12 protein-coding genes are annotated in these 17,720 nt (G+C 59.8%); 8 read left to right on the top strand and 4 right to left on the bottom strand.

All coding sequences use genetic code 11. The features are described 5' to 3' along the window. Positions 1 to 8: 8 nt before the first annotated feature. Both mexE and ACOZJV_RS03680 read right to left on the bottom strand, forming a co-directional pair. Positions 9 to 1,265 carry a multidrug efflux RND transporter periplasmic adaptor subunit MexE gene (gene mexE, locus ACOZJV_RS03685; protein ID WP_421546871.1) on the bottom strand — a complete coding sequence of 419 codons (1,257 nt, stop codon included), beginning with the start codon at positions 1,263 to 1,265 and terminating at the stop codon, positions 9 to 11. A 238-nt stretch (positions 1,266 to 1,503) separates the two neighbouring features. Next, on the bottom strand, positions 1,504 to 2,130 hold the full coding sequence (locus ACOZJV_RS03680) for a response regulator transcription factor (RefSeq protein WP_020297990.1): 627 nt from the start codon (positions 2,128 to 2,130) through the stop codon (positions 1,504 to 1,506). 207 nt (positions 2,131 to 2,337) lie between these two features. On the opposite strand from ACOZJV_RS03680, the gene ACOZJV_RS03675 reads away from it, so the two are divergent. Next, on the top strand, positions 2,338 to 3,549 hold the full coding sequence (locus tag ACOZJV_RS03675; RefSeq protein ID WP_078473476.1) for an EAL domain-containing response regulator: 1,212 nt from the start codon (positions 2,338 to 2,340) through the stop codon (positions 3,547 to 3,549). Positions 3,550 to 3,651: 102 nt separating this feature from the next. Continuing rightward, complete coding sequence (locus ACOZJV_RS03670; RefSeq protein ID WP_421546870.1) at positions 3,652 to 7,278, top strand: transporter substrate-binding domain-containing protein; 3,627 nt, start codon at positions 3,652 to 3,654, stop codon at positions 7,276 to 7,278. Positions 7,279 to 7,440: 162 nt separating this feature from the next. On the opposite strand, the gene ACOZJV_RS03665 is transcribed toward ACOZJV_RS03670, so the two are convergent. Continuing rightward, positions 7,441 to 8,715: an MFS transporter gene (locus tag ACOZJV_RS03665; RefSeq protein ID WP_421546869.1), complete on the bottom strand. Its 1,275-nt coding sequence runs from the start codon at positions 8,713 to 8,715 to the stop codon at positions 7,441 to 7,443. A 320-nt stretch (positions 8,716 to 9,035) separates the two neighbouring features. Further along, positions 9,036 to 10,295 (bottom strand): CaiB/BaiF CoA transferase family protein, encoded by a 1,260-nt coding sequence (locus tag ACOZJV_RS03660; RefSeq protein WP_421546868.1) that lies wholly within the window; start codon positions 10,293 to 10,295, stop codon positions 9,036 to 9,038. A 330-nt stretch (positions 10,296 to 10,625) separates the two neighbouring features. On the opposite strand from ACOZJV_RS03660, the gene ACOZJV_RS03655 reads away from it, so the two are divergent. The 6 genes from ACOZJV_RS03655 to ACOZJV_RS03630 all read left to right on the top strand — a co-directional run bounded on the left by ACOZJV_RS03655 (position 10,626) and on the right by ACOZJV_RS03630 (position 17,635). Further along, a complete protein-coding gene (locus ACOZJV_RS03655; protein ID WP_421547577.1) occupies positions 10,626 to 11,537 on the top strand; it encodes an SDR family NAD(P)-dependent oxidoreductase in 912 nt (303 codons plus the stop codon). A gap of 94 nt (positions 11,538 to 11,631) precedes the next feature. Next, on the top strand, positions 11,632 to 12,480 hold the full coding sequence (locus ACOZJV_RS03650) for an FAS1-like dehydratase domain-containing protein (protein ID WP_421546867.1): 849 nt from the start codon (positions 11,632 to 11,634) through the stop codon (positions 12,478 to 12,480). Next, the gene (locus ACOZJV_RS03645) at positions 12,474 to 13,304 is read left to right on the top strand and encodes an HpcH/HpaI aldolase/citrate lyase family protein (RefSeq protein ID WP_421546866.1); all 831 of its coding nucleotides are present in this window, start codon (positions 12,474 to 12,476) and stop codon (positions 13,302 to 13,304) included. Before ACOZJV_RS03650 ends, ACOZJV_RS03645 begins: the two co-directional genes overlap by 7 nt. Before the next feature lie 135 nt (positions 13,305 to 13,439). Beyond that, complete coding sequence (locus ACOZJV_RS03640; RefSeq protein ID WP_421546865.1) at positions 13,440 to 14,651, top strand: acetyl-CoA C-acetyltransferase; 1,212 nt, start codon at positions 13,440 to 13,442, stop codon at positions 14,649 to 14,651. A 55-nt stretch (positions 14,652 to 14,706) separates the two neighbouring features. Beyond that, positions 14,707 to 15,933, top strand: coding sequence for a CoA transferase (locus tag ACOZJV_RS03635; protein ID WP_421546864.1), 1,227 nt, complete (start codon positions 14,707 to 14,709; stop codon positions 15,931 to 15,933). Between the two features lie 52 nt (positions 15,934 to 15,985). Further along, positions 15,986 to 17,635 carry an acyl-CoA dehydrogenase family protein gene (locus ACOZJV_RS03630; RefSeq protein ID WP_421546863.1) on the top strand — a complete coding sequence of 550 codons (1,650 nt, stop codon included), beginning with the start codon at positions 15,986 to 15,988 and terminating at the stop codon, positions 17,633 to 17,635. The last annotated feature ends 85 nt before the right edge of the window (positions 17,636 to 17,720 follow it).

Raw genomic sequence — 17,720 nt, 5'->3', positions numbered from 1 at the left:
GTCGTCCCTTAACCGCGTGGAGTCGCAGCGCTGGCCAGTTTCACTGCCGAGCCAGGCGCGCTTTTGGCGGGCGTGACTGGGGGCAGGTTGCTGGCTTCCAGTGCTTGTCGTTGTTGCGCCAGAGCGGCGAGGGTTTCCTTGGTGGCCATGGGGATCACTTCAGGCGTGACCGGCGAACCCGGACGCACCCGCTGCAAGCCCTTGACGATGATGGTGTCGTCCTTGTTCAGGCCGCTGCGCACGATGCGCAGGCCTTCGATCTTCGGCCCCAGCTCGACGGCGCGGTAGGCGGACTTGTTGTCGCCATCCATCACCAGAACGAACTTCTTGCCCAGGTCGGTACCCACCGCTTCGTCGTTGATCAGCACGGCGGAGTAGGTGCCGCTGCCCACCAGTTTCAGGCGTGCATAGAGGCCCGGGGTGTAGGTGCCGTCGCTGTTGTCGAACACGGCCCGGCCGCGGATGGTGCCGGTTTTCGGGTTGACCTGGTTGTCGACGAAGTTCATCTGGCCCAGGTGCGGGTTGCCGTCTTCGTTGGACAGGCCCAGGTACACCGGGGTGGTTGCACCGCGCTGACCCTGGCGTGCGAGCTGGGTGTACTTGAGGAACACGCGCTCATCGGCATCGAAATAGGCGTAGACCTTGTCGGTGGAGACCACGCTGGTAAGCGCAGTGGTATCGGCGGTGACCAGGTTGCCGGCGGTGATTTCCGCGCGGCTGACGCGACCGCTGATAGGCGAGGTCACGCGGGTGAAGCTCAGGTTCAGCTTGGCCAGATCCAGTTGCGCCTGGATCGCGCCGACAGCAGCCCGGGCTTCCTGGGAGGCGCTGGTGCGCGAGTCGGCCAATTCGGCGGAGATGGCGTTGCTGGCGCGCAGGCGTTCGCCGCGCTGGGCTTCGTTTTCACTGCGGGTGGCGTTGGCACGGCCTTGGGCGACCAGGGCCTCCAGACGGCGTACCTCAGCCTGGAATGGACGTGGATCGATCTGGAACAACAAATCGCCCTTTTTCACCAGGGCGCCTTCGGTGAAGGCCACTTGATCGATCTGGCCGGAAACCCGTGGGCGGATTTCAACGGTTTCCGGGGCTTCGAGGCGCCCGGTGAATTCGTCCCATTCATTGACCGGCTGTTCCAGCACCTTGGCCACGCTGACTTTGGCAGCGGGCATGCTGGCGGCGGTTTCCGGGGCTTTACCGCAAGCACTCATCACCAGCACGGCCAGGGCCGCGAGTGGATAGCGCAAGAGTTTGAGTGACTGGTCCATGGTTCATCCGCCAAGGTAATTTAAGATGGGCGGATGATGAGCGGCAGGCTGGTATCGCACGAATCGAATGAAGCGAAGGTAACTATCATCGGGAATGATAGAGAGCCCCATGCGAGCCCCCTAGCATGCGCCTTTCGTTAGGGGGCTATCAATTACAGGCTGCGCAATTCAGTGTTTCCATTCGTGCAACGATGCTGCAGGGCAGGGCGGCACCAACCCTATGCAGATGCTGGTCATTTCAAGCCGTCAAGGCATTACGTTTGGCGAACTCGGCCAGGTCCACCAGGGACGTGGCATTCAGTTTCTGCAGCAGACGGGTCTTGTAGGTACTGATGGTCTTGTTGCTGAGGAACAGCATTTCGCTGATCTGCTTGTTCGAGTAGCCCTGGGCTAAGTGCTGCAAGACCGTCAACTCGCGATCAGTCAGGGACTGAATCTGCATCAGTTCGGTGAGTTGCTCCGCCGGATTGACCGTGTCCGAGGCCAGTGGAGGAAAGAAGGTATACCCGCTGTCCACCGCCTTGATCGCGGTAATCAGATTGTCCATGCCTTCTTCTTTATTGACGAAGCCACGGGCACCGAGCTGGATACAGCGTCGGCACACCGAGTCGGCAGGTTGCGAGGTCAATATCAATATTTCGCTGCGCACGTTGAGTGTCTTGATTCGGGTAATAACGTTGAAACCATCCAGTTTTGGAATGCCGATATCGAGAATCACCACCTGCGGTGTCAGCTCACGTACCAACTGAACTGCATCGATACCGTTGTCGGCTTCACCGACCACACGCATACCGTTTTTTTCCAACAGAGCCCTGACGGCGAATCGAATCACCGGATGATCGTCAACTATCAGAACACTATGCATGGTGTTGTTTAACCTCTCGAAAACACGTCGGTCATGGGACGTCTTATTGGGAAAATGCTGACGCCATTATTAGCCGAGTCGGACAGCGGAGTACTTGCTCCTAGTTTAGCTTCGGAAAATTCTTGGATGACATAGGAAATTTCCCATTTAGGCCTCAGATGCAGCCTCGCACACTGATCATCCCCCCCTTTTGTGTGTAGACCTGCGATGCAAGACTTGATTGTTTTGGTGCTCGAGGATGAACCCTTCCAGCGTCTGGTCACCGTGACCGCGCTGGAAAAGCTGCTGCCGGGCCGCGTGCTGCAAGCAGCGGACGGCGATAAAGCGGTGGCTATCCTGGCCGAGTGCAGCCACGTGGATATTGTGCTCTGTGATCTGAAAATGGCTGGGATGGATGGCCTGGCCTTTCTGCGTCATGCCAGCAACAGCGGCAAGGTGCGGGGGGTAGTGCTGTGCAGCGAGCTTGAACCTATCCTGCGCCAGGCCACGGTGTCGATGATCCACTGCCTGGGCCTGCCGTTCCTCGGTGATTTGGGCAAGCCCTTCAACATGGAGGGCTTCTGCCTGCTGGTCAAACGCTACCAGGCGCGTTGCAATGCTGCGCCCATTTTGCTGTCGCCGGCCGAGATGCCAACGCTGGGCGACGTGCGACAGGGCCTGGACGACCACCAATTCGAGGCCTATTACCAACCCAAAGTCACCCTGCATGGGCAGGTCCTGGTCGGTGCCGAAGTGCTCGCGCGCTGGGCGCACCCGCAGTTGGGGATCTTGGCCCCCGCGCACTTTTTACCGGTGATGGAGCAGCACAATCTGATCGACAGGATGTTCTGGCATCTGTTCGAACAGGGCCTGGCCCTGCACCAGCGGCTGGCGGCCCAGGGCCGGGGGATCAACCTGGCGTTCAATCTGCACCCGGCGCAGTTGGCCAACGCCGTGTTGACCGAGCGCATTCCGATGCTGCTCAAGCGTGCCAAGGTGCCGCCGGCCAGCGTGATGTTCGAGATCACCGAGTCCGCGCTTATCGGTGCTCCGGCCAGCAGCCTGGAGAACCTGGTACGGCTGCGGATTCTTGGCTGTGGCCTGGCCATGGATGATTTTGGCGCCGGCTATTCGTCCCTGGATCGGCTCAGCGAGCTGCCATTCAGCCAGATCAAGCTCGACCGGGCGTTCGTGCACAAAATGCAAAGCCAGCCCCGGAGTGCCGCGATCGTCAGTTGCTCGGTGGCACTGGCGCGGGCACTGAACATTTCGCTGGTCATTGAAGGTGTGGAAACCGTCGAGCAACAGGCTCGCCTGATCGAGTTGGGTTGCAGCATCGGCCAGGGCTTCCTGTTCGCCCGCCCCATGCCGGAAAATCACTTTATCGACTACTGCCTGGGCCGGGCGGCAAACCAGAATGGGCCGGGTAACGATGATTAAGCCTGGCCAACGGCTTTGATCTATTATTGCGCGAGCCGCGACGGCTGCGTTTACCCACAACCGGCTCCCGTATTCCCAGGCATTTTCGGTCTCTGAACTCCCATGTATTTACGTTCTTTCTGGCTGTGCTTGTGCCTGCTTTCCATCAGCGCCTCAGTGGTCGCTGCTTCGCCGGGTCTAGTGCCCAAGGCGCTCTCCAGTCAATTGCGCATCGACCGTCACGATATGGCGATTTCGCCTGACGACTGGCGCTGGCTGCGGCACAAGGCCGAACTCAGGGTCGGTGTGTCGCCCAGCGAGTCGCCGCCATTCTCGGTCAATGCCCAGGACAACCAATACGAGGGCATCAGCGCTGATGCCACCCACCTGGTTGCGCAGTTGCTCGGCGTCCAGGTGAAAATCGTGGCCTTCGCCAACGATCAGGATGCCGAGCAGGCCCTGCAAGCGGGCAGCATCGATATGGTCAGTCGCCACGGCAGTTCGTTGCCACGCCAAGACCTTATTTTCAGCATGCCCTATGCTCGGGACCGGCTCGCGTTGTTCAAACGCAACGCCGAGCCACAGCATTCGCCCCTTGAACTGGCCGGCGTGCGCGTGGCCGTCACGGGTGAGCACCTGACGGAGTTGCAGCAGCGCTATCCGGGTGCCGATTTCAGGGTTTTTGCCAGCCATGAGCAGGCGATTGCCGCCGCTGCCTTTGGCCAGGCCGATGCTTACCTCGATGACCTGTACAGCGCCTATTACCAGATAAATCGTTCGTTCTACGGCTACGTGCGCTTCGAGCGTTTTGCCGATTTGCCCCTCGGTGGCTACAGATATGCGCTGCGGGGCGACAACACTCGCTTGCAGCACCTGGTGGATGTGGCCATCGAGACCATTGGTCATGATCAGTTGAACATTCTGGCCAAACGCTGGGTCGGTAACAGCTTTATTCCCGGCGAAGAGCCGATCCACCTGACCCCGGAACAGTTGCGCTGGATCGAGCGGCACCCGGTGGCGCGACTAGTGATCAATGACGACCTGGCCCCCGGTGCCTATTTTGATGCCAATGGGGTCTTTTCCGGCAGTGTGATCGATCTTCTGGAAGTGATCACCCTGAGTACCGGCCTGGACTTTCAAGTGGTCTCGCGCAGCGGCGGTTACCCGCAGATCATCCAAGCCCTGCAACAGGGCGAGGCCGATCTGGCGCTGATGACGGCGAGCCCCGAGCGGGAAGACTACCTGCGCTTTTCCAGGCCGCTGATTGCCGGCCCTTTTGTGTTGCTCAGCGATATCGAGCAGCAAGGCAAGCTGGGCGATCTGGTGAATAAGCGGGTGGCCATTCCTTCCGGTCACGTCGCTCTGCAGCGGCTGCGTCAAAGCTATCCGCAAGCGCAAGTGATCGAAGCCGGCAGCACCCTGGATTCGATGAATCTGCTCTACGAGGGCAAGGCCGATGCCGCCGTTATCGCGCTGCCCGCAGCACGCTATTACACCGAGCGACTGTTTCGCGACAAGTTGGTCATCAACCATGTAATCGATCTCGGGCCGAGTACGATCAACTTTGCCTTGCGCCGCAGCGATGCGGAGCTGCAGTCGATCATCGACACGGTTTTGCAGAACATTGCGCCGGATGAATTGAACGCGATCTCCAATCGCTGGCGCTCCCCGCCAGGCATGAGCGGGCAGACTTGGGTCGATTATCAGCGGGTGATCAGCGAGGTAATCGCCGGTGCTGCGCTTCTGGTGCTGTTGTCCCTGGTTTGGGTGATTTACCTGCGTCGACAAATCAAGGCGCGGCGCACCGCCGAGCGGATGCTCAACGATCAGTTGCGGTTTGTCGAAACCTTGACCGACTGCATGCCGCCGCCGCTGTACGTCTGTGACACCGCGGGCCGCGTGCTGTCGTGCAACCGCAGCTACCTGAAAAGCGTCGGTCTGGGCAGAGAACAGGTGCTGAACAAAGCAGTGCAGCAGTTGCCTGCGGAAAACTTCGAAGGCCCGCCTGATTTCCATCGTGACTACCAACGAGCCCTGGACGAGGGGCAAACGGTCGAGTCGGTGCATGCCGTTCAACTGCAAGGCCGGGAAGTCTGGATCAGCCACTGGGCACATCCGTTTCAGAGCGCCCAGGGCGTTCTTAAGGGTGTGATCTGCGGTTGGGTCGACATCACCGAACACCGTCACCTGGTGCAGCAGTTGCAGGAGGCGAAAAACCACGCGGACGACGCCAGTCGGGCCAAGACCAGCTTCCTGGCAACCATGAGTCATGAAATTCGCACGCCCATGAACGCGGTCATCGGCATCCTGGAGCTGGCGCTCAAGCGCGCCGACAGCGAGCCCATCGACCGTGCGAGCATCGAAATTGCCCACACTTCGGCCAGAAGCCTGCTGGAATTAATCGGCGATATCCTCGATATCGCCCGTATCGAATCGGGCCGCCTGAGCCTTTCGCCCAAGCGCGCCAACCTGCGCGAACTGGTTGAATCGGTCGCGCGGGTATTTGAGGGGCTGGCGCGACAGAAACGCCTGAACCTGGTGCTGGAGATCGACTCGTGCATCAATTGCGATGTTCTGGTCGACGCCCTGCGGTTCAAGCAGATTCTCTCCAACCTGGTCAGCAATGCGATCAAGTTCACTGAAGAGGGCATAGTCAAGATCAGTATCGTGGGCAGCTTGAGCGACAGCAGCCTGCTCAATGTGAGTATCCGTGTCGAAGACAGCGGCATCGGTATCAGCTCGGTCGATCAGCAGCGCCTGTTCCTACCGTTTTTCCAGGTGCAGCGCACGATGCAGCACTCTGAAGGTACGGGCCTGGGCCTGGTGATCTGTCGCTCGCTGTGCGAAATGATGGGGGGCCGGCTGAACATCAGCAGCACCTTGGGTCGGGGTACGCAGGTCGAGATTGAGCTGCGGGTGCAAGTGCTTGAGCCCATCAGCGTCACGCAGCTCTCGGCGCTACCAACGTCCCCCCAGCGTTATCGCCTGCAGGTGCTGGTGGTGGATGATCATCAGGTCAATCGCCAAGTGCTGTGCCAGCAACTGGAGTTCCTCGGCCACGATGTCGGCGAGGCGGAAAACGGCCAGAAGGCCTTTGAATACTGGAGTGAACAGCCTTTCGATATTGTCATTACCGACTGCCACATGCCGGTCATGAACGGTGTCGAGCTGACTCGTGCAATCCGCCGTATGGAGCAGGAGCGGGCGTTGGAGCCCACCGTGATTCTCGGCCTTACCGCAGACGCCCAACCCGAAGAGCTTGAACTGTGCATCCTGGCGGGCATGAACGATTGCCTGATCAAGCCCATCGGGATTGATGACCTGGACGCTCGCCTGCTGGCGCTGCACCAGGCCGATCAGCTCGAACATTCCTCCTTGCAGCCACTGGACGCGACACACGGGGTGGCGCAACTGGTCGATCTTGGCCCGCTGGAGTTGTTGATCAGCAGCGAACCGGTGAAATTCCGCCAGATCCTGGATGAACTGATCAACAGCAATCGCAAGGACTGCCAACGGATGTTCACGTTGTTGCAAGAAGGCGAGATCGACAAACTTTCGGAGCTGGCGCATCGCATCAAAGGTGCTGCGCGGGTGGTGACAGGCGAGCAGTTGGTGGAGTGCTGTCGGCGCCTCGAAGCGGCATGCGAAGACTCGCAAGTGACATCGGCGCAGCTCAGGCCGGCGGTGGAGGAGGTCGAAACGGCTATCAATGCGCTGGAGCGGGCGCTGCTGAATCTCCAGCAGCGCTGAGGGGCTGTATCAGATGGCGCTATGCACCTACTCATCCCAAGACCGTAGTGTCTCGGCATCAGTGCCAAAGCCGGCGCCTTTGTCCAGGGTACAGAGCTCAAGGACCGTGTGTGTTCTTCAGTTAAACAAGGGGGGATTTATAACGGGTCAATGTTTAGAGGTTTATTGCTTGATGGGGTCGAATTGCTTTTCTTTGATAAACAGCGCGGGAATAACTCCGCAAATGAAATAGGCCGCCCCCATAATCAAGAAGCCGGTACCAATGGACGCATACGTGGCCAGAAAACCTATGGTTGCCGGAGCAATGGCTGCGCCAATACGCCCGATATTATAAGCACCGCCCACGGCCGTTCCTCGAAACTTTGCCTCAAAGCTTTCTGTCATGTAGGTGGCGTTGACGGCATAGGGTATTCCATACAGAAAACCAAAGGTCACCATCAGCGGCAAGATGGTTTCCGGTGTTTGAAACAACACGATGATGGGCAGGAAAGCGGCAGTTGATAGTGTCCCAAATGCAAAGGTGGCTCGGCGGCCGAATTTATCCGCGGCGATGCCGGCTAATATTTTGCCTACTATCATGGCGGTGTAAGTTCCAACCATATAGGTGGTCATGGACTTGAACTTGATCCCCAGTTCACCTTCGAGATATGAAGGCATCCAGTTGTTCACGCCAAAGTAACCAAACTGCAGGAAGCAGGCAGTGAGCGCCCAGAATATAAACATGCGGTTGGCGGCCGGGTCATTCCAGATCTGTCTGAAGGTGCCAGCGCCTTTGCTGCGGGTCCATGTTCGCGGTTGAGTTCCTTTGGTTTTCAAGCGATCGGCGCGTGCTTTTAACCAAATGTCTGATTCAGGAACAAAGATCTGCATGAATACCGCGAGCACCACGGGAATCGCGGAAACATAAAATAACCAGCGCCAACCGTGCTCGGGCAAGATCCACCCCGCAAGCAAGGTCGCGACTATATAGCCTACCGAGTAGCCCGCCTGCAGGGTGCCAAGGACCGTGGTTCTGTACCGTGTGGGCACGTATTCCGCCATAAGGGTCGTACAGGCCACATAAACCGCGCCCAAGCCCAGGGATGCGATAAAACGTATAACTGCAAATTGGCTGTAGCTATTCGCCAGCCCTAGGGCACCGCTGGCCAGACTGAATAACACAATGCTCCAGATGATGGTCTTGACCCTGCCGAAGCGGTCACACAACCATCCACCGTAAATGCCACCTATGGCCATGCCGGCCAATGTCAAACTGCCTAAAGTCCCCGCCTCAAGGCTGGTCAGCCCAAACTCCGATTTCAGGCTGCTTAAACTATAGGAAAGGAGCATCAGGTCGGTGCCGTCAGCGACTAGGCAGATAAAGCAAAAAAAGAAAACTACAATCCAAGTTCGATCTTTATTAAGTGTCAGTGCTTGTGTCTGAGCAATATTGTTCATGTGTATGCCTGTGTTTATTATTTTTATAAGGGTTTGACTTTTTGTAGGGTAAAAATATATCGGTACAGTGCGAGGTTGTGACTCGCCATCACGCGGCTATCGTTAGTCGTTCTGTTGGCGTTGCTCAGGATCGCTTTATGCGGTTTGTAATTAAGGAGGTTTGTCAGGCCCGTTTGTGTTGCGTGTTATTTGTATTTCGCCTGGATCCACGGTTTTTGGTTTAAAAGAGCGATTTGAAATGGTGGTCGTGACCTTCAAATCTGCACTTTTAACCTTGCTCTCATGCTGAGGCGTGTAGGTCTCCAGTGGATTTGCAGCGCTCACGATGTAGGGCTTTGTTGCCCTGGGCGATTCCAGATCACGCCGGCAGCTGCCAAGTGTCGTAACTCATCAGTCGAGAGGTTGATCCACTGGCTAAGAATTTCTTCGGTGTGCTGTCCAAGCCTTGGCGGCTCGCGACGATAGTCGGCAGGTGTCTCGGAGAGCTTGCCAGGATAGGCCAGGGTGGGGATGTCTACGTTATCGTCTCGCACGAAATGGTGGACCGATTTTCTTGCTTCGATAAACGGGTCGGCAAAGACCTGGTCGATGGTGTTGACGGGGCCTGCCGGAACCTTGGCAGCGACCAGTTGCGCTATCAGTTGGTGACTGCGCCATGTTCCTACGATCTCTTCAAGTTCGGCTTCCAGTGCATCACGGTGAATGACGCGTCCTGAGTTCTCCATGAATCGCTCGTCAAGCGCGAGGTCGGGGCGCCCCAGCACATGGACCAGTGCTTTGAACTGGTGGTCGTTGCCCACTGCGATGATCAGGTCGCCATCCAGGCTTTCGAACGTGCGATACGGAACCACTGTCGGGTGCGCATTACCCATGCGCCCCGGCACTGTGGCGCCCACCAGCCAGCTCATGGCCTGATTGGCGAGCATGGCAATCTGGGTATCGAGCAGCGAACAGTCGATGTGCTGGCCGATGCCGGTTTTCTCTGCGTGACGCAGGGCGATCAGCACCGAGACGTTGGCGTAGATACCGGTAGTCAGGTCGGTGATGGCGACCCCGACCTTGGTGGGAGCGGCATCCCGATCGCCGGTGATACTCATGAGGCCGCCCATGCCCTGGGCGATGAAGTCATAACCGCCGCGGTCTGCGTACGGGCCGTCCTGGCCGAAGCCGGTGATGGAGCAATAGACCAATTTAGGGTTGATGGCTCGCAGGCTCTCGTAGTCGAGCTGGTATTTTTTCAGCCCGCCGACCCGGAAATTTTCAACCAGGATATCGGCCTGTGCCGCAAGGCGCCGGATCAGGTCGGCGCCTGCCGGGTCAGCGATATCGATCGCCGCGGAGCGCTTGTTCCTGTTGCAGCCAAGGTAATAGGCGCTTTCACCTGGCCCGCCCTCGCTGTCCTCGGGAAGGAATGGAGGTCCCCATCTGCGGGTGTCATCACCCACCCCGACCATTTCGATCTTGGCCACGTCGGCGCCGAAATCTCCCAATATCTGCGTGCACCACGGGCCTGCCAGTACGCGGGAGAGGTCCAGTACACGCACGCCCTCCAAGGGGCGCTTGCTGGTGTTCGTGTTCATTTGTCAGTCATTCCTCATCTCTAGAAAAAACAGGCCTCCGTCGTTGTCGGCGGTGTGAGTCGTGTTGTGGATGTCGAAGCTACTTCAAGTTGATTTTGTTTTCAATATGGAGAATGCTATTCAGCATGATGATTAAAACAAGGTGTTTCAGTTCTATGGATAATCAGGAGTAGGCCGTGATTTCCGTGGACTGTTAAGGCTGAATGTCGACTTATCCTTATTGTTTGTAGGATTTTTCGTTGCTTTTAAGCTTCGTCGTGCAGAGCAAGATGGCCAGGGATAGAAGGTTTCTCGTTTTGCTAAATTTCCGATTGCTGATTGAGGTTCAGAATAGTGATTTTAGAAAGCAAAGTGATTGTGGTGACGGGCGCCGGTGGCGGTATCGGGCGGGCCATGGCGCTGGAGATGGCGCGCGCCGGTGCGGCGGTGGTCATAAACGACGTCGGCGTGTCACTGGGAGGCGAGGGCGGTTCCTCCTCGCCGGCTGAGGAAACCCTGAAACTGATCGAGGCCGAAGGCGGGCGCGCAGTCATCAATACCGACAGCGTTGCCGAGTGGAGTGGCGCGCAACACATCATCGCTTGCGCGCTGGACAGCTTCGGTCGGATCGACGGCGTGGTGAACAACGCGGGGATTATTCGTGACGTGATTTTTCACAAAATGAGCCCGCAAGACTGGTTGTCGGTGATCCAGGTTCACCTCAACGGCAGTTTCTTCGTCAGCCGTGCGGCGGCCGAGCACTTTCGCCAGCAGGAAAGTGGCGCCTTCGTGCACATGGTCAGCGCCTCCGGGCTAATCGGCAACGTCGGCCAGGCCAACTATTCGGCGGCCAAGCTGGGCATTGTCGCGCTCTCCAAATCCATCGCCCTCGACATGCAGCGCTTCAACGTGCGTTCCAACTGCATCGCCCCATTTGCCTGGAGCCGCATGACCAGCGCTATTGCGCAAACGAGCCCGCAGGAGACGGCGCGGGTTGGGCGCCTCAAGCAGATGACCCCGGAAAAGAACACGCCACTCGCCGCGTACTTGCTGTCCGATCGGGCCAAGGATGTGAACGGGCAGGTGTTCACCGTACGTCGCAACGAAGTGATGCTGATGAGTCAGAGCCGCCCGCTGCGCTCGGTGCAACAGAGTGAAGGTTGGAGCCCGCTGAGCATCGCCGAACATGCCATGCCGGCGTTGGCCGATGGCTTCACGCCCTTGCAGGTGAGCGCCGATGTGTTCTGTTGGGATCCGGTCTGACCGCTCAGTCAGCAGCCACTCAATAAGGAGATAGAGCCATGAGCTTCAAGGGTCCGCAACAACGCTGCCTTGCCCGCTTACCGGAGGCTTGGCGATGAGCACTCAGCAACCTGAGGCAATCCAGGCCTGGCTGGGGCGCCGCGAAGTGTGCGAGGCGCTGCTCACCGAGCAGATGCTCGAGGCCTATCGTGCCACCCTGGGTCCGCATCTTTGGCAAACCGAAAGTCATGCGCCGCCGGGTTTGCACTGGTGCCTTGCTCCGTCCACGGCACAGGCCGGCATGGATGAGCTGGGGATTGATGGGCATCCGCAACGTGGCGGTTTTTTACCGCCGGTGCCTCTGCCTCGGCGAATGTGGGCGGGGGGTGAAGTGCACACTCTGGCACCGCTGCCACTTGGCCAGCGTATCCAGCGGGTGTCGACCATTGCCGATATCCGCTTCAAGACCGGGCGCAGCGGCCAGTTGTGTTTCGTCACGGTCGAACATGAGTTGTCCTGCGCTGGAAGGTTGGCCATTCGCGAGCGCCAGGACATCGTCTATCGAGGCGCCGCGACCTGCACTGCGGGCCCAGCCGAGGCAGCACCGCCGCGACGGGGCCAGCGGCAATGCTGGGTACAGACTCCGCCAACGCTGCTGCTGCGTTACAGCGCACTGACCTTCAATGCCCACCGCATCCACTACGACTTGCCCTACGCCACCGGTGAAGAGGGTTACCCCGGGCTGGTGGTCCATGGGCCGCTGCAGGCCAGCGTGCTCTTCAACCTGATGGCCAGCCATGCCGGGCGGGTGCCGCAACGCTTTGCCTACCGTGGTCTAGCCCCCTTGATTGGCGGACGGGCATTTCGTGCTGCGGTGAATTGGCAGCAGCAGGGAGCCAGCCTTGAGGGGTGGACCCAGGATGCGGATAACCAGGTGAACATGGAGGCCAGTGCGACATGTTAAGCAGCTCTTTTCGGGCGCCGATTGCGGCCTTGTTTGTGCCGGGCGATCGCCCCGAGCGTTTTGCCAAGGCTGCCGCCAGTGGGGCCGATACCGTCGTTCTGGATCTGGAAGACGGCGTGGCGCCGGCAGCACGCGACGTAGCTCGGCGCTCCGTGGTTCTGCATGGGATTCAATCGGTGCCGGTCATTATTCGGATCAATGCCGCCGCCAGCGAGGCCTTCGAAGGCGATCTCATCGCGCTGCGCGCTGCGCGTTTTGATGGGCTGATGCTGGCCAAGGCCGAAACGGCCGCCGATATCCAGCGCGTGCACGATCTGCTGGGGTACCAGGTGCCGGTGATTGCACTCGTGGAAACCGCCAACGCCTTTATTGACCTCGCCGGCCTGCTTCAGGCCCCGGGTGTGGTTCAAGCCGCCCTGGGTGCGCTGGATCTTGCCCTGGACCTGGGCTGCCAGCCGAGCTGGGGGGCGCTGGCTTACTGCCGCGGGGTGCTGGTATTGCAGTCGCGGCTGGCAGGCTTGCCGCCGCCGTTGGACGGTATTGCCACACGTTTTGACGACCCGGAGGCGGTGCACCACGAGGCATTGATGGCCGCCGGCCTTGGCTTTGGCGGCAAGCTGGCGATTCACCCGCGCCAGGTGTTGCCGATCAAGCAGGCGTTCGTGCCGGATGACCAAGCGATTGCCTGGGCGCGCGCTGCGCTGAAGGCCTGTGACAGCGGCGCCGCGGTGCAGCTTGATGGCGAGATGATCGACCGGCCGCTGATCGAGCGCGCACGACGCATTCTTGCCAGAGCGATCAACACCGGGGACTGCGCAGTATGAACGCCTGGTTCGGCGCTGCCCGGAAAGCCGCTTCCAAGCCCACGGTCGAGTGCGCCTGTTCAAGCGTCCTGAACGGGGGGCATCTCCTGCTGTGCGGCCCCTCGAAATCATTTCTCTACAAAGTGAGTGAACACTATGCGTGAAGCAGTTATTTGTGAGCCGATGCGTACTGCGGTAGGTCGCTATGGCGGCATCTTTCGTGACGTTCCCGCTGTCGAGCTGGCAGCACAACTGATCGGTGAGTTGGTCAAGCGCACCGGACTACCTCCCGAGGTGATTGACGACGTTATCCTTGGCCAGTGCTACCCCAACGGCGAAGCCCCTGCTATTGGGCGGGTCGCGGCGCTGGACGCCGGGCTGGGGGTTCAAGTCCCTGGTTTGCAACTGGATCGGCGCTGTGGTTCCGGCCTGCAAGCGGTGATCGATGCCGCAATGCGAGTGCAGACCGGGGCTTGTGATCTGGTCATTGCTGGCGGTGCGGAAAGCATGAGCCAGGCTGAACACTACGTGCTGGGCAATCGCTGGGGCTTGCGGGGGGATTGCAGCCCATTGTGGGACCGCATTGCACGGGGGCGTATTACTTCGGGTGGCAAGCACTACCCGGTGGCGGGCGGCATGCTGGAGACCGCAGAAAACCTTCGTCGTGAATACGCCATCAGTCGGCATGCGCAGGATGAAATGGCGCTGCGCTCTCACCAGCGGGCGATTGCCGCGCAGGCTAATGGCAGTTTTGAGGAGGAGATCGTTCCGGTCGCAGTCAAGACTCGCAACGGGGTGATGCAGGTCAGCGTCGACGAGCATCCACGGGCCGATGTGTCGATTGAAAGCCTGGCTGCACTCAAGGCCGTGCGCCTGGGCGCCGACCCCGAAGCCACGGTGACTGCGGGCAACGCCAGCGGCCAGAACGACGGCGCCGCCGTGTGCATTGTCACAACCCGTGAAAAGGCTGAGGCGCTTGGATTGCGGCCTTTTGGCCGGCTGGTCAACTGGGCGGTGACGGGAGTTGAGCCTGAGCGCATGGGCATCGGTCCGGTGCCGGCCACCGAGTTGGTACTGCGCCGTGCCGGGCTGACGCTCAAGGACATGGACCTGATTGAAATCAACGAAGCGTTCGCCGCGCAAGTCCTGGCATGCACCAGCGCCTTGTCTTTCAGCGCGGGCGATTATGAGCGCCTGAACGTCAATGGTTCGGGGATTTCCCTGGGCCATCCGGTTGGGGCTACAGGGACCCGGATTCTGGCGACCATGCTGCGCGAACTGGGGCGGCGTAATGGCCGCTACGGCCTGGAGACTATGTGTATCGGTGGCGGCCAAGGGCTGGCGGCGATCTTTGAGCGGGTGAGTTGAGCGCTGTACGCAAGAGCCAACCCCTCGATAGATTCAGCGGCAGGAGCCAGGTCCCATGTACCCGTTCTTGAAAGGTTTACGTGTCATCGAATGTGCGTCTTTTATCGCCGCGCCTTCCTGTGCCCTGCATTTGCAACAGTTGGGCGCCGAAGTGATTCGCATCGACCCCATCGGCGGCGGCCCCGACTTTAAGCGTTGGCCGGTATCCAGTTCAGGCGCGAGCTTGTATTGGGAGGGCTTGAATAAAGGCAAGCAATCCGTGGCGTTAGACCTGTCACGCGCCGAAGGTCGGCAGTTGGCCATCGACCTGATCACCGCGCCCGGGGCGAATGCGGGAATTTTCGTCACCAACTTCCCGGTGGGCGGTTTTCTTGCCCATGAAGTCTTGTGCAAGCAGCGCGCGGATTTGATTACGGTGCGGGTCATGGGCTGGGGGGACGGTACGTCGGCGGTCGACTACACCGTCAATGCTGCGATTGGCGTGCCCTACATGACGGGCGATGAGGTCAATGCAGAGCGCCCGGTGAACCATGTGCTGCCGGCTTGGGATCTGCTGACCGGAGCCTACGCGGCTTTTGCGACGCTGGCGGCAGAGCGTCAGCGGAACCTGACCGGGCAAGGGCAGGAGGTTCGAATCCCGCTGTCTGACGTGGCCATGGCGGCATTGGGCAATACCGGGCAGATCGCCGAAGCCCTGCACAGTGGAGATCGTGCTCGTCAGGGGAATGCGCTGTTTGGCGCTTTTGGGCGGGACTTCGTTACGGCTGATGACCAATACCTGATGGTGGTTGCCATTACCGCCAAGCAGTGGAAAGGGCTGCTGAACGCTTTGCAGCTCAAACAGCGGATCGAGCAACTGGAAGGCGTGCTTGGCGTTTCTTTTGAGCGTGATGAAGGGCAGCGCTTTATCCATCGCGATGCCTTGTTCCCGATCTTCGAGCGCTGCATTGCCGAGCTCACCCTGGAACAGGTGACGGCCCGCTTTGCTGCCAATGACCTGTGCTGGAGCCCTTATCGCACCTTGGGCGAGGCAATGCAGGTCGACCCGCGCCTGGCGCTTTCTTCGCCGCTCTATACGCAACTGACCCACCCCAGCGGGCTGACGTATCCAGCCCCCGGGGCGGCCGCGACCTTTGTCGGCACCTCGCGCGATGCCGGTGTGCGGGCGCCTTATCTCGGGGAAAACACCGATCAGGTCCTGGAGCAGGTGCTGTCACTGACCTCGGCGCAGATCGCCCAACTGCATGACAGCGGGTTGGTGGCGAGCAGCCGGCATGGGTAATGGCGGCGCCTGGTTGGCAACTTCATGAATGCATTCATTGATTGAGACGGTTATGACAACAACAACTTCTTTTACCGCTCATTTGCAGGGCGCTGCGCAGGCGGCGCAACACTATGGACACACCCTTCACGGGGCGGCCCGTGAGTTTTTCTGCAGTGACGGCCCGCCAGCTTCGGCTGCGCTCAAGCAGCATCAGCGCCTGCTCCATGGTTTGGCCTGGGTGGCGACAACGGTGGAGGCGATTGTTCGATCTGCCGAGTGGGGCCGGCAATTGGCGGCCAAGGGGCACCTGGGCAAGGTGGATGAAATGGCCCTGGCCGTAGGCATCGCCGAATACTTGGCTCAGCTCTCTGGCGGCATCCCGATGGGGCAGAACGAGATATTTCGCCCTGGGGAGCTGGATCTGGAGCCTGCCGCCCGGCGGCTTGCCGAACACCCGGATGTTCGCGCTCTGCAAGCCGCCGGTGGGGCGGCGGGGCGCTTGGCCCTGGTGCAGGCCTGGCGTGAGGGCGACAGGGTCAGCGAAACCCTGTTCGATCAGGATCTGGACCTGATTCGCGATCAGTTTCGGCGCTTTACCGCCAACGAAATCACCCCCTATGCCCATCAGTGGCACCTCAACGATGAGTTGATCCCCGATGCGTTGATTGCCCAGTTGGCGGAGCTTGGGGTGTTTGGCATCTGCATCCCCACTGAATACGGCGGCATGGGGCTGGGCAAGCGAGCGATGTGCATCGTCACCGAGGAGCTCAGTCGCGGCTGGATCGCGGCCGGCTCGCTGGGCACACGCTCGGAAATCGCCGGGGACCTTATCGACTCGGTCGGCACTGCTGAACAAAAGGCCCGTTGGCTGCCGGGGATTGCCTCGGGAGACATCTTGCCAACGGCGGTGTTCACCGAGCCCAACAGTGGCTCCGACCTCGCCTCGCTGCGTACCCGCGCCAGTCGCACGGTCGATGGCGGATGGCGCATTGATGGCAACAAAACCTGGATTACCCACGCCGCCCGCAGCGACTTGATGACCTTGCTGGCGAGGTCCGAACCAGGGGTTGAGGGGCATGCCGGCCTGTCGATGTTTTTGGCGGGGAAACCCCGAGGTACTCAAGCCGAACCGTTTCCTGCGGCGGGTATGAGTGGTGGGGAGATCGAGGTCCTGGGGTACCGGGGCATGAAAGAGTATGAAATCGGTTTTGATGGTTTTGCAGTCGACGCTGACGGGCTGCTGGGTGGAGTGCAGGGCCAGGGCTTTCGGCAACTGATGCAAACCTTCGAGGGGGCCCGGATACAGACCGCAGCCCGGGCGGTTGGCGTGGCGTGGCGCGCGTTCGACCTGGCATGGCAATACGCACTCGACCGCCAGCAGTTCGGGGCACCGATTATCGAGTTCCCACGGGTGTCGGACAAGCTCGCGATGATGTTGGCCGAAGTGATCATGGCCCGTCAGCTCACGGTGTTTTCAGCGACCGCCAAGGAGCAGGGCCGGCGCTGTGACATCCAGGCTGGCATGGCCAAGTTGCTGGCTGCCCGGGTGGCGTGGAGCAACGCCGACGCGGGTTTGCAGATCCATGGTGGCAATGGCTATTCGTTGGAATTCGAAATCAGCCGCGTGCTGTGCGATGCCAGGATCCTCAGCATTTTCGAGGGGGCTGCGGAAATTCAGGCCCAGGTCATCGGCCGCGGCCTGTTGACCCAGGAACCTTGAGCATAGGTAGGCGGCAGACGAGTCAAGGGCGGTCAGGCAGTGGCCGATCGAACAATAAAAAGGCACCGAACAGGTCGACAGTTTT

This window comes from Pseudomonas sp. QD4, from assembly GCF_049199125.1.
Taxonomy (GTDB): Bacteria; Pseudomonadota; Gammaproteobacteria; order Pseudomonadales; family Pseudomonadaceae; genus Aquipseudomonas.
The sequence above is the reverse complement of the archived record's forward strand: the minus strand, read 5'-3'. Positions and strand labels throughout refer to the sequence as shown.